This is a genomic window from Rathayibacter sp. VKM Ac-2926 (assembly GCF_022815565.1).
GTDB lineage: Bacteria > Actinomycetota > Actinomycetes > Actinomycetales > Microbacteriaceae > Rathayibacter > Rathayibacter festucae.
This window is the reverse complement of record NZ_JALGRS010000012.1, coordinates 32,942-45,166: the sequence shown is the minus strand read 5'-3', so window position 1 is coordinate 45,166 and position 12,225 is coordinate 32,942. Positions and strand designations below refer to the sequence as shown.

Here is a 12,225-nt window from a genome sequence, read left to right as displayed (position 1 = left end):
GCCTCCGTCGTTCGAGCGGCCGGGCGTCAGCCCTGCGGCGTGATGCCGAAGGTGACGGAGCCGCCCTCGTCCACCTGCGCGTCGAGCACCTTGTCGCCGAGGGCCACGGAGGCGGCGACGTCGAGGAAGACCCGCGCACCGTCCTGCTCCACGACCGCATCGGTGGTCTCCGGGGCCGGCGCGACGGCGACGGCGAAGTTGCGGGCGTCGAGGTCGTCGCCGCTGATGCGGAGTCCACCCTCGACGGGGGTCTCGGTCTGACCGGTGATGGTCTTGACGACGGTGCTGGCGTTGTCGGTGAGCGTGAGCATCGGGTCGTTCCTTCCGTCCGTGATCGATGAGGGAGCCACGATGCCGAGATCCCCGGCCCGTCTCAACCCGGAGCCGCGGACGTGGAGGGGATGCACACCTCCGCGTCCCTCGCAGCAAGCCGCGGCAAGGTTTGCCTTGACGCGGAAAGTTGCCGCAAGCTACCGTGGCCGTCACGCGCACCCACGCTCTCGACGACGAGAAGAGGACGACCCCGATGAGCTTCCCCGCCCGCCGCATCACCCTCAGCGACGTCGCCGCGGCGACCGGCGTCTCCGTCGGCACCGTCTCGAAGGCGCTGAACCACCGCGGCCAGCTGAGCGGCGACACCCGCGGGCGGATCCTCGCCGCCGCCGCCGAGCTCGGCTTCGCGCTGCCGGCCGCCGCGAGCGGGCCGGCCCCGGAGCAGCGGGTGCTCACGATCGGGCTGGTCACCTCCGACGACATCGGCCGCTTCAGCATCCCGGTGATGTGGGGCCTCGAGGACGCCTTCCCCGCCGAGCAGGCCTCGGTGCTGCTCAGCAACTCCCGCGGCGACCGGGTCCGCGAGCGACACTGCGTCGAGATCCTCGCGGCCCGCGGCGTCGACGCGATCGTCGTGATGACCAACCTCACCGGTCCGCGCCCGGCGCTGCCCGCGACCAGCGTGCCGATCGTCTACGTGATGGGCTCCTCCGACGACCCCGCCGACATGTCGGTCGTCGTCGACCAGACCCAGGGGATCCTGCTCGCCCTCGAGCACGTCGCCGCGCTCGGCCGCCGCGACATCGCCTACGTCGCCGGGCCCCGGCTCGACTACTCCGCCCGGATCCGCGCCGAGGCGGTCCAGGAGCACGCGCCCTCCTTCGGCCTGCGCCTGGTCGGCGACCGCTCGCTCTACGGCAACTGGACCGAGACCTGGGGCCGTCAGGCCGCGCAGATGCTGCGCCAGCGGGTCGAACCGGTCGACGCGGTGCTCTGCGGCAGCGACGAGATCGCCCGCGGAGTGGCGGACGGCCTCCGCGAGGCCGGCGTGAGCGTCCCGCGCGACGTCGCGATCGTCGGCTTCGACAACTGGGCCGCCGCGGCGATGAACTCCCGTCCCGCGCTCACCACGGTCGACATGAACCTCGAGGAGCTCGGCCGGGCGGCCGGCGCCCGCGCGCTGGAGGCGATCGACGGCCGCCCCCGTGCCGGGATCGAGGCGCACCCCTGCCAGCTGATCGTCCGCGACTCCACCTGACCCGGCGCCCACCCGCCGCGCCCGCCCGCACCCGTCCACGCTCACGCACCGACCGCACGCACCCGACCGCCCGCACCGACCGAACGACGAGGGACCGACGATGCACTCTCCTCTCCGCCTGCTCGACCCGCACCTGCCCGACCTGACCCGCCGGCGCGCGCTCGCCCTCGGCGGTGCGGGCCTGGCGGCCGCGCTCGGCCTGACCGGCTGCTCCGCCGTCCTGCCCGAGGCCGACGTCTCCGCGCCCTCGTTCGCCGCCGCCCCGAGCGGCACGATCCGGTTCTGGTGCCGGAGCGTCGCCTTCACGCCGGCCCAGCTGATCGTCGAGAAGTACCACGCGGCGCAGAGCGCGGTCCGGGTCGAGCTGACCGTGCTGCCCGAGGGGCAGATGGTCACCAAGCTCGCCACGGCGATCCGCGCGGACGCCGTGCCCGACGTCGTCGCTCCCGACTCGGTCACCACGCCGGTCTTCAGCTCCCGCGAGGCGCTGACCGACCTCACCCCGCTGATCCAGGCGCTGCCCTACGCCGACCGCCTCAACCGGCCGCTGCTCGACGTCGCCTCCTACGACGGCAAGGTCTACGGACTGCCCGCCCTCTCCAACGTGTCGCAGCTCTTCTGGAACAAGCGCCTCTACGAGCAGGCCGGCCTCGACCCGGAGCAGGGACCGACCGACTTCGACCAGTACCTGACCCACGCCCGGGCGCTCCAGCGGCTCGACGGCGTCTCCGGGGTGACCTTCACCGGCAACTCCGCCGGCATCCTCGGCTACGTGATCCAGCCGCACTTCTGGGCCGACGAGAGTCCCTTCTACGACGGCGTCGTCGGCCGCCAGAGCGCGACCGTCGCGGGCAACGAGCCGCTGCGGCGCACCCTGGAGCTCTACCGCACCTTCGAGCAGGAGGGCCTCGCCCAGCCCGGCGCCTCCGCCGACAGCGGCACGGCCTGGGGCAAGGACTTCCTCGACGGCACCGTCGGCCTCTTCCCCGGCTCCTACGACCTGATCGTCGGCGGAGCCACCCCCGAGTTCCTCGGCGACCTCGGCGTCAGCGCGTTCCCCGGCCCCGACGGCGGCGTCTCGCAGTTCTCCGGCGGCGCGGTGCTCTCGATCCCGCGCGGCGCGAGGAATCCCGAGGCGGCCTGGGACTTCATGCGCTTCGTCACCGAGCTCGAGCAGCAGTCCGAGCTCGCCGCGCTCGGCTGGTACCCGGTGCGCGACGACGTGCTCGAGACCGGCTTCGTCGACGAGTTCCCGCTGATGGTCCCCGGGATGGAGCGGATGAACGAGGGCTTCGCCGCCCCGACCACCCTGTACACCCAGCTCACCAACACCGTGCAGTCCCCGTGGCTCGCGATGTTCCGCGGCGCGGTCTTCGGCGACGACGACCTCGACGCGGTCCTCGACCGCGGCCAGGAGGAGACGGCCCGCGTCCTGGAGGTGAACCAGGCATGAGCGTCGCCCTCGGAAAGAAGGACGCCCGCACCGGGCTCCTGATGATCCTGCCCGCCCTCGTGCTCGTCGTCGTCTTCGTCGTCGTGCCGCTGATCTTCGCGGTGGTGATCTCGGTGACGGACTGGCCGCTGGTCGGCACCGTCGGCTTCGTCGGGTTCGACAACTACGCGACCGCCTTCTCGGACACCACGTTCTGGGCGTCCGTGCTCTACACGCTCGGCTTCGCCGTCGTCTCGACGCTGCTCGGCATCGTCGTCGGCTACCTGCTCGCCGTGCTGGTGCGCTCGAACCGGCGCGGGGCGGGGATCATCCGCACCGCCGTCTTCGTGCCCTACGTGATCGGACTCACCTCGCTGAGCTTCGTCGCGCTGCTCGAGTTCCGCCCCGACAGCGGCGCGCTCGACCAGGTGCTGATGGCCCTGGGCCTCACCGACGCGCCCACCGCCTGGCTGCTCGACGCGACGAGCGCGACGACGCTGATCGTCCTCCTCGGCGCCTACGTCGGCTCCGGCTTCACGATGATCGTCTTGATGTCGGGCATGCAGGGCATCGACGACGCCCTCTACGAGTCCGCGGCGATCGACGGCGCCGGCCGGTGGAAGCAGGAGTTCCTGGTGACGGTGCCGCTGGTGAAGCGCTACCTCGGGCTGCTCAGCGTGCTCGGCTTCGTCGGCGCGATCCTCGCCTTCACCCAGTTCTACGTGATCACGGGCGGCGGGCCGGGCACCGGCACCCTCACCGTGATGCTCTACGTCTACAACAAGGCCTTCGGCGATCTGCAGGTCGGCTACGCGACCGCGCTGTCGTTCGTGGTCGTCGTCATCGCGGCCGCGCTGACGCTGCTCCAGTTCCGCGTGATGAAGGACGACTGATGCCCCCTCGCACTCCGACGCCCACCCGCCCGCCGGCGCCCGCCGCCGCCCCGGTGCCGGCGCGTCGCCGCAGCACCCCCGCCGCCCGGCTCCGCACCGTCCTCTACGTCGTGCTCGGCACGCTGGTCTCGGTCGCGTTCGTCGCGCCGGTCGCCTGGTCGATCCTGCGCTCGTTCCAGCCCGGCGCGCAGATCGTCGCGCCCGCCGCCGAGCAGTCCTTCTCGAACCTCACGCTCGACAACTACACCGGCCTGCTCGGCTCGATCGGCGCGGGGACCTACATCGTCAACTCGCTGATCATCGCGCTCGGCACCGCCGTGCTCAGCGTGGTCGTGACCACCCTCGCCGCCTACGCGCTGGTGCTCTTCCCGTTCCGCGGCTCGAACGTCGCCTTCGGCCTGATCCTGCTGACGATGATGGTGCCGTTCCAGGCGGTGCTCACTCCGCTCTTCCTCGAGATGAACGCGCTCGGGCTGACCGACACCCACCTCGGCATCATCCTCTTCTACCTCACCTTCAACCTGCCGTTCGGGGTGTTCCTGATGCGCAACTCCTTCGCGCAGATTCCGCGCGAGGTGACCGAGGCCGCGCGGATCGACGGGGCCGGGCCGTTCCGCATCCTCTTCTCGGTGCTGCGGCCGATGATCGTCCCGGGTGTCGCCACGGTGTTCCTCTTCGCCTTCCTCGGCGCCTGGAGCGACTTCCTCGGCGCGCTGACCTTCCTCACCCGGCAGGACCTCTTCACGCTGCCGGTCGCCATCCAGAACATCTCCTCCGGCGCCTTCGGCCAGACCGACTTCGGCTACGTCATCGCCGGCGCGGTGCTGCTGATGATCCCGTGCCTGCTGCTCTACGCCGCCATCCAGAAGTACTACGTCCGCGGTCTCGTCGCGGGCGCCGTCAAGGGCTGAGAGGTCTCCCGTTGCCCCGCACCGCCCCCGCTGTCCGCCCCGTTCGCCGCTTCCCGCTGCGCTCCGTCCGCCTGCTGCCGAGCGCCTTCGCCGACGCTCAGGCCACGGGCCTGCGCTACCTCCTCGCGCTCGACCCCGACCGCCTGCTCGCGCCGTTCCTGCGCGAGGCCGGTCTGCCCGCGGCGGAGGGCTACGGCAACTGGGAGTCGGACGGGCTCGACGGGCACGTCGGCGGTCACGCACTCTCGGCGAGCGCGCTGATGCTCGCGGCCACGGGCGACGCCGCCGCGCGCGAGCGGATGGAGACCCTGCTCGACGGGTTCGAGCGGGCCCAGGACGCGGTCGGCACCGGCTACCTCGGGGGCGTCCCCGGCGGGCGCGCACTGGGGGAGGAGCTCGCCCGCGGCGAGGTCGACGCCGACCTCTTCACCCTCAACGGCCGCTGGGTGCCGCTGTACAACCTGCACAAGACGCTCTCGGGCCTGCTCGACGCCGCGTCCGCCGGCGGCTCGGAGCGGGCGCTCGCGATGGCCGTGCGGTTCGCGGACTGGTGGCTCGGCGTCTCCGCCGGGCTCGACGACGACGCCTTCGAGGCGATGCTGCACGCCGAGTTCGGCGGGATGAACGAGGCGTTCGCCGATCTCGCGGAGCAGGTGGCCGCCGCGGACCCCGGCGACTCCGAGCGCGCCGCCGCCTACCGCGCCGAGGCCGCGCGCTTCTCGCACCGCGCGCTGCTCGACCCGCTGCTCGAGCGGCGCGACGCGCTCGACGGGCTGCACGCGAACACCCAGATCCCGAAGGCGGTCGGCTACGCGCGCCTCGGCGGCGAGCAGCTGCCGGCCGCGCGCTTCTTCTGGGAGCGGGTCACCGGCGAGCGCACCGTCGCGATCGGCGGCAACAGCGTGCGCGAGCACTTCCACCGCGCGAGCGACTTCACGCCGATGATCCTCGACCGCGAGGGCCCCGAGACCTGCAACACCGCCAACATGATCGAGCTGAGCGGTGTCCTCTTCGAGGCGGGCGGCGAGGAGCGCTACCTCGACTACGTCGAGCGCGCGCAGTACAACCACCTGCTCTCCTCGCAGCACCCCGACGGCGGCTTCGTCTACTTCACCCCACTGCGCCCGGCGCACTACCGGGTCTACTCCGCGCCGCACGAGGGGATGTGGTGCTGCGTCGGCACGGGGCTCGAGAACCACGCCCGCTACGGCGAGCTGATCTGCGCCCTCGTCGGCGACGAGGCGCGCGACGGTGACCGCGCACGGACCGGCGACGACCTGCTGATCGCCCTCTACCTGCCCTCGACCCTCGACGCCCCGGAGCACGGGCTGCGCGCGCGGATCGACACCGCCTTCCCGCAGGCGGACGACGTGACCATCACCGTGGACCTGGAGCGCGCCGGTGCCGTGCGGCTCCGCCGGCCGTCGTGGGCGGAGTCGATGACCGTGGCGGTCGACGGCGCAGCGCTCGACACCGCGGCCGTCGAGGGCTTCGTCCGCACCGCCGTCCTGGAGCCCGGCCGCCACGAGATCCGGATCGTCTTCGCGCTCGGCTTCCGCGCCGAGCCGCTGCCCGACGGCTCCGCCTGGTCGGCGTTCTCCTACGGCCCCGTCGTGCTCGCGGCGAGGACCGACGACGCCGACCTCGACGGACTGATCGCCGACGGCCGGCGGATGGCGCACGTCGCCGCGGGCCCGCTCCGCGACCTCGCCGCGACCCCGGTCGTCACCGGGGGAGTCGGCGCCGTCGCCCTCCTCGACCGCGCGACCCTGACCGCGGAGCTCCGCACCGACGCCGGTCCGGTCCGCCTCGAGCCGTTCTCCGCACTGCACGACAGCCGCTACACGCTCTACTGGCCCAGCGGCTCCGACTCCGCCGCGCGCCGGGCCGAGCTCGCCGCGCTCGACCGCGAGGCCGCCTCCGCAGCCGCGGTGATCGACTCCGTGACCGCGGGCGAGCAGCAGCCCGAGTCGGACCACGCCTTCGTCGGGCATCGCAGCCGCGCGGGCGGCGCCGACGGCGTGCACTGGCGCAGCGCCGAGGGCCCGGACGGCTGGTTCGGCTACACCCTCGTCGATCCGTCGCAGCGCGCCGCCGTGCTCCGGGTCCTGCTGCGCGACCGCGACGGCGGCGGCGAGCACGAGCTCCGGATCGACGGCCGCCCGCTCGGCGAGCCGCTCGCCGTCCGGACGCTCGACGACGCCGTCGAGGTGGAGTACGCGATCACCCCGTCGACGGGTGAGGACGGCCTGGTCGAGTTCTCGCTGCACGCCGTCGGCGCCGGGCCGACGGGCGATCTGCTCGCGGTGTCGCTGGTGGCGGAGCCGGCGGGAGCGGGGGAGTAGGGCGATCCGGCGCGCCCGCGCCCTGCGAGACTGTCCGGATGCACCCCGCCGACGCCTGCCCGTGCGGAAGCCGCCGCCACTACGCCGACTGCTGCCGCCCCGCCCACCTCGGCGAGACGCCCTCGCCGACCGCGGAGCGCCTGATGCGCAGCCGCTACAGCGCGAACGTCCTCGGCAGCGCCGGCTACCTGCTGTCCAGCTGGCACCCGTCCACCCGCCCGAAGCGCGTCGACCTCGACGACGACGTCCGCTGGCGGCGCCTGCAGATCGTCGACACCTCGTTCGGCGGCGAGGACGACGCGGAGGGGCTCGTCGAGTTCCGCGCCTCCTACCGCTCGTCCGAGGGGCCGGGGCTCGTGCACGAGCGCAGCCGCTTCCTCCGCGAGGACGGCCGCTGGTACTACGTCGACGGCGATCTGCTCGGCGACGGATCCTGACCACCCCGGCCGTGCGGAGCGCGAGCGGCCTACCCTGGGGAGATGGCCAGAGACTTCCGCCGGGCGGACCACGCGTCACGCTACGAGCTGCACCAGGATGGGGCGCTCGTCGGCGTCCTCGACTTCCACGAGAACGACGAGAGCGTCTCGCTCGTGCGCTCCTTCACCTCGCCGCCGCACCGCGGCCAGGGGCTGGCCGGCGAGCTGGTCGCCTTCGCCGTCGACGACATCGAGGCGACGAGCGGCCGCAGCATCGTGCCGATGTGCTGGTACGTCGGACAGTGGTTCGACCAGCACCCCGAGCGGGCGCACCTGCTCACCCGCGGCGCGCAGGCGTAGGCCGAGGCTCTAGGTCCTGACGATCGGCTCGACCCCGGCGAGGTCGGGCCCGAGCCCGATGTCCACGAGCCGGATCCGGCCGACGTAGGAGCGCGCGGGCTCGAGCAGCAGCCCCGCCTTGATCGCCCCGAAGGTCACGGTCACGTCGGCGGGCAGGACGGTCTCGTCCGGTACCGCGCCGTCGTCGGGCCCGATCCCGCTCGGCAGATCCACGGCGACCACGACGGGCGCGTCCTCGCGTCGTCCGAGCGCCTCGATCACCGTCGCCACCACCTCGCGCGGCCGCCCGCGCAGCGCCGGCTCCGCCGTGCCGATGCCGAGGATCCCGTCCACGATCACGTCCGCGCGGGCGACGGCGGCCGCGAGGGCGGCCGGGTCATCGGCGGCGACGCGGCCGCAGCCGTCGTCCAGCGCGACGGCGAGTCCGCGCTGGTGCGCCCTGTCGGCGGTCAGCACGAGCGACACGTCGCTGCCGGAGGAGGAGATCTCGGCCGCCGCGTACAGCGCGTCCCCGCCGTTGTTCCCCGGCCCGACCAGCACGAGCACGCTGCCCGCACCGCGCCGGTCCCGGCGCGTGCTGAGCGCGGCCCGCAGCTCCCGCGCGAGCCCGTCCGCTGCCCGCTGCATCAGCGGCTCTCGACGCGCCAGATGCGGCGCCTCGGCGGCCCGCACCTGCGCGGAGGAGTATCCCTCGGCCATCCCTCCACTGTGCGCCCCGCCGGCCCGCACAGCAACCCGCCCCACCCCATTCGCAGCCCGACCGCCCCCTCCGGTCGAGCACCCGAGTCACGCCGGTCGACCAGCCCGGGCCGGGCCGCTCGAGCAGCCCGCCCCCTGCTGGTCGAGCAATCCGGAGGGCGTATCGAGACCCGCCCCGTCGGGAGCCGCCTGCCGTGCATGCTGGTCGAGTAGCCCGCAGGGCGTATCGAGACCCGCCCGCCACGACCCGCCCCCGCGCTCACCCCGCCTGCACCGCCCGGTCCGACTCCTCGACGATCGCGCGCATCGCCGCCTCCGCCGCCTCACCGTCGCCCTCGGCCACCGCAGCGGCGACCGCCCGGTGCAGCCCCACCGCCTCCGAGTCCGCCTCGCGCGGCATCAGCGCGTGCCGCGTGCGCCCGGCGAGCCCCTCCGCGACGAGGTCGCCGAGCTGCGCGAGCATCGGATTCCCCGACGCCGCCAGCAGCGTCCGGTGGAAGACGACGTCGGCAGCGAGGTAGGCCGCCTGATCGGCCGCCCGAGCGTGCTCGGACATCCCGCCCGCCGCCTCGGCGAGCGCGATCCGCTGCCCGGCCGTCGCGTGCTCCGCCGCGAGCCGCGCCGCCAGCGGCTCGACACCGAGGCGAAGCTGGCTCAGCCGATGCAGCTGCACCTGCCGATCCGGCCCGTCGAGGCTCCAGCCGATCACCCGCGGATCCAGCGCGTTCCAGCACTCCGGCGGCTGCACGCGCGTCCCCGCCCGCCGCCGCGAGACCACCAGCCCGAGCGACTCCAGCACCCGCACCGCCTCGCGCATCACCGAGCGGGAGACCCCGCGGCGCTCCGCCCGCTCGTCCGCGCTGAAGGCGCTCCCGGGCGCCAGTGCGCCCTGCACGATCTGCGCCCCGAGCTCGTCGAGCACCGCCTCGTGCAGCGAGCGCGGTCCGTCCATGCCCTCAGTATTCCGGCGCACGCCTCGCCCGACCAGCTATTCGTCGGACATAATCGAGGTCATGACCGCATCGGCCAGTCCCTCCGCCACTCCCGTCCGCGCCCTCGTCGTGATGGGCGTCTCCGGCAGCGGCAAGTCCACGATCGCCACCCTGCTGGCCGACCGCCTCGGCTGGACCTTCGTCGAGGGCGACGAGCTCCACCCCGCCGCGAACGTCGCGAAGATGGCCGAGGGCGTCCCGCTCGACGACGAGGACCGCGCCCCCTGGCTGGCGACGATCGCGGCCCGCGTGGACTCTCTCGTGAGCGGGGGCGACTCCGTCGTCGTCACCTGCTCCGCCCTGCGCCGCCGCTACCGCGACGTGCTCCGCCGCGACGACCTCGTCTTCGTGCACCTCGCCGGCACCCGCGAGCTGATCGCCGACCGCCTCGGCGCGCGCACCGGCCACTTCATGCCGCCCGCCCTGCTGGATTCGCAGTTCGAGGCCCTGGAGCCGCTCGGCGACGACGAGCGGCACGTCACCGTCGACCTCGCGGCCGCTCCCGAGGACGAGATCGCGCAGATCGTCGAGACCCTGGGCCTGCAGGCCGCCTAGCCCAGCAGCCCCTCGAGGCTCGCCGCCGGCAGCCCGAACGCCTCGGCGACCGCCGCGTTCACGACCTGCCCGTCGTGCGTGCTGAGCCCCTTCGCGAGCGCCGGATCCGCCGCGAGCGCCGCCTTCCAGCCGCGGTCCGCCAGCGCGACGACGTAGGGGAGCGTCGCGTTCGTCAGCGCCCGCGTCGACGTCTCCGGCACCGCGCCGGGCATGTTGGCGACGCAGTAGTAGACGCTGTCGTGCACCGCGAAGACCGGGTCGTCGTGCGTCGTCGGCCGCGATCCCTCGAAGCAGCCGCCCTGGTCGATCGCGATGTCGACCAGCACCGAGCCCGGCTTCATCGTCGCCACCATCTCGTCCGTCACGAGCTTCGGCGCCCGCGCACCCGGGATCAGGACCGACCCGATCACCAGATCGGCCTCCGCCATCTGCGCCGCGATCTCGTACGTCGAGGACGCGCGCGTCTGGATCCGCCCGTCGAAGCGCGCCTCGAGCTCGCGCAGCCGCGGGATCGACAGGTCCACCACGGTCACGTCGGCGCCCATGCCGAGCGCGTTCGCCGCGGCGTGCTCGCCGGCCACGCCGCCGCCGATCACGACGACCTTGGCCTTCGGCGTCCCGGGCACTCCGCCGAGGAGGGTGCCTCGCCCGCCGGCCGCCCGCATCAGGTGGTAGCCGCCGACGGTGATCGAGAGCCGCCCGGCGACCTCGCTCATCGGCGAGAGGAGGGGCAGGTGGCGATCGGGCAGCTGCACGGTCTCGTAGGCGATCGCGGTGGTGCCGGCGGCGAGCAGCGCATCGGTGCACGCGCGGGAGGCGGCGAGGTGCAGGTAGGTGAAGAGGATCTGCCCGGAGCGCATCCGCGGGTACTCCGCCTCGATCGGCTCCTTGACCTTGACCACCAGGTCGGCCTCGCCCCAGACCTCGTCCGGCCCCGCGACGATCCGGGCGCCGGCGGCGGCGAAGTCCTCGTCCGAGACCCGCGAGCCGAGCCCGGCGCCCGCCTCGACCAGCACCTCGTGCCCGCGTCGCACGAGCTCGTGCACTCCGGCGGGCGTCGCCGCCACGCGGTTCTCGTTGTTCTTGATCTCGGTGGGGATGCCGATGCGCATGACTGCTCCTTCGCGGTGGACTGCCCCTATCGTGCGAAGATCATGTTTCGAACGGGAGAACATCCGCAGGATCGTCGAGAATCGAAGCGTTCACCGCAGGATCCGTGATCAGAAGGAGCCGTGCCGCCATGAGACCGCAGGATCTGCACGATCTCGGCGACCTCGATCCGATCGACCGGACCCTCGTCCGCCTGCTCCGGGCCGATGCCCGCACCCCGAACAGCCGCCTCGCCGAGCAGGCCGGCATCGCGCCCTCCACCTGCGTCTCGCGGGTGCGCTCCCTCGTCGAACGCGGCATCATCACCGGCTTCACCGCCGAGCTCGACCCCGCGGCCCTCGGGCTGACCCTGCAGGCACTGATCAGCGTCAACATCCGCGCCGGTCAGCGGCAGGCGATCACCCGGTTCGCCGAGGAGATCCGCGCGCTGCCCGAGGTCGTGCAGCTGTTCTTCCTCGGCGGCTCCGAGGACTTCCTCCTCCACGTCGCCGTGCGCGACTCGAACGACATCCGCGACTTCGTGGTGTCGAACCTCTCGGCGCACCCGGCGGTCGCCTCGACCCGGACGAGCCTGGTCTTCGACCACCACCGGAAGGGACCGGCGCTGCCGGAGTGACGCGGTGCGCATCAGAGGATGCCGACGCTCAGTGCGCGCCGAGCCTCGGTGTGCGTGGGGCTCAGTGCGCGCCGGGGCTCAGGTCGCCGCCGCCGCGCTGGGTCAGCCCGGGGATCCGCCGCGCGAGCCCGGCGATGTGCTCCTCCGCGATCTCGATCCGGGTGTCGCGCAGGCGCTGGCGCAGCAGCGCCTCTACGTCCTCCTCGGGCCGCAGCTCGGCGTCGCCGGCGACCTGCAGCAGGATGCCGCGGAGCTTCTCGTCCAGGGGAGCGTCGTCGCTGCCGTGCTGAATCGGGTGGTCCTGCGATGCGTTCGTCATGTCCCCATGCTGCCACCGTCCGCGCGGCCCGCACGGCAGGATGGCC

The 12,225-nt window shown here is 73.4% G+C and carries 14 protein-coding genes; 9 read left to right on the top strand and 5 right to left on the bottom strand.

Annotated features, from left to right (window positions below):
* Nucleotides 1-26: 26 nt before the first annotated feature.
* On the bottom strand, nt 27-311 hold the full coding sequence (locus MT351_RS15810; RefSeq protein ID WP_123446096.1) for a hypothetical protein: 285 nt from the start codon (nt 309-311) through the stop codon (nt 27-29).
* A 215-nt stretch (nt 312-526) separates the two neighbouring features.
* Here MT351_RS15810 and MT351_RS15805 point away from each other — a divergent pair, with 215 nt between their 5' ends.
* The 7 genes from MT351_RS15805 (at nt 527) to MT351_RS15775 (ending at nt 7,888) form a co-directional block, all read left to right on the top strand.
* Nucleotides 527-1,531, top strand: a complete 1,005-nt coding sequence (locus MT351_RS15805; RefSeq protein WP_243582619.1) for a LacI family DNA-binding transcriptional regulator — start codon at nt 527-529, stop codon at nt 1,529-1,531.
* A 100-nt stretch (nt 1,532-1,631) separates the two neighbouring features.
* Nucleotides 1,632-2,984, top strand: a complete 1,353-nt coding sequence (locus MT351_RS15800) for an ABC transporter substrate-binding protein (RefSeq protein WP_243582618.1) — start codon at nt 1,632-1,634, stop codon at nt 2,982-2,984.
* Complete coding sequence (locus tag MT351_RS15795; RefSeq protein WP_123735917.1) at nt 2,981-3,856, top strand: carbohydrate ABC transporter permease; 876 nt, start codon at nt 2,981-2,983, stop codon at nt 3,854-3,856. The genes MT351_RS15800 and MT351_RS15795 overlap by 4 nt, the downstream gene beginning before the upstream one ends.
* Nucleotides 3,856-4,767 carry a carbohydrate ABC transporter permease gene (locus MT351_RS15790; protein ID WP_123735916.1) on the top strand — a complete coding sequence of 304 codons (912 nt, stop codon included), beginning with the start codon at nt 3,856-3,858 and terminating at the stop codon, nt 4,765-4,767. The genes MT351_RS15795 and MT351_RS15790 overlap by 1 nt, the downstream gene beginning before the upstream one ends.
* Before the next feature lie 11 nt (nt 4,768-4,778).
* Nucleotides 4,779-7,112: a beta-L-arabinofuranosidase domain-containing protein gene (locus MT351_RS15785; RefSeq protein ID WP_243582617.1), complete on the top strand. Its 2,334-nt coding sequence runs from the start codon at nt 4,779-4,781 to the stop codon at nt 7,110-7,112.
* 38 nt (nt 7,113-7,150) lie between these two features.
* The gene (locus MT351_RS15780) at nt 7,151-7,549 is read left to right on the top strand and encodes a YchJ family protein (protein ID WP_123446101.1); all 399 of its coding nucleotides are present in this window, start codon (nt 7,151-7,153) and stop codon (nt 7,547-7,549) included.
* 42 nt (nt 7,550-7,591) lie between these two features.
* On the top strand, nt 7,592-7,888 hold the full coding sequence (locus tag MT351_RS15775; protein ID WP_243582616.1) for a GNAT family N-acetyltransferase: 297 nt from the start codon (nt 7,592-7,594) through the stop codon (nt 7,886-7,888).
* 9 nt (nt 7,889-7,897) lie between these two features.
* Here the strand turns inward: MT351_RS15775 and MT351_RS15770 are convergent, their stop codons facing one another.
* The gene (locus MT351_RS15770; RefSeq protein WP_123735915.1) at nt 7,898-8,587 is read right to left on the bottom strand and encodes an NAD(P)H-hydrate epimerase; all 690 of its coding nucleotides are present in this window, start codon (nt 8,585-8,587) and stop codon (nt 7,898-7,900) included.
* A gap of 259 nt (nt 8,588-8,846) precedes the next feature.
* Nucleotides 8,847-9,539, bottom strand: a complete 693-nt coding sequence (locus MT351_RS15765; RefSeq protein WP_243582615.1) for a FadR/GntR family transcriptional regulator — start codon at nt 9,537-9,539, stop codon at nt 8,847-8,849.
* A gap of 61 nt (nt 9,540-9,600) precedes the next feature.
* Between MT351_RS15765 and MT351_RS15760 the strand changes: the two genes are divergently transcribed.
* Nucleotides 9,601-10,134 carry a gluconokinase gene (locus tag MT351_RS15760; protein WP_132436387.1) on the top strand — a complete coding sequence of 178 codons (534 nt, stop codon included), beginning with the start codon at nt 9,601-9,603 and terminating at the stop codon, nt 10,132-10,134.
* Here MT351_RS15760 and ald read toward each other — a convergent pair.
* Nucleotides 10,131-11,246, bottom strand: a complete 1,116-nt coding sequence (gene ald / locus MT351_RS15755) for an alanine dehydrogenase (RefSeq protein WP_123446106.1) — start codon at nt 11,244-11,246, stop codon at nt 10,131-10,133. The two genes, MT351_RS15760 and ald, sit on opposite strands and share 4 nt — an antisense overlap.
* A gap of 128 nt (nt 11,247-11,374) precedes the next feature.
* On the opposite strand from ald, the gene MT351_RS15750 reads away from it, so the two are divergent.
* Complete coding sequence (locus MT351_RS15750; RefSeq protein WP_123446107.1) at nt 11,375-11,860, top strand: Lrp/AsnC family transcriptional regulator; 486 nt, start codon at nt 11,375-11,377, stop codon at nt 11,858-11,860.
* A 61-nt stretch (nt 11,861-11,921) separates the two neighbouring features.
* Here MT351_RS15750 and MT351_RS15745 read toward each other — a convergent pair whose 3' ends face one another.
* A complete protein-coding gene (locus MT351_RS15745) occupies nt 11,922-12,179 on the bottom strand; it encodes a hypothetical protein (RefSeq protein ID WP_123446108.1) in 258 nt (85 codons plus the stop codon).
* Between the last annotated feature and the right edge of the window lie 46 nt (nt 12,180-12,225).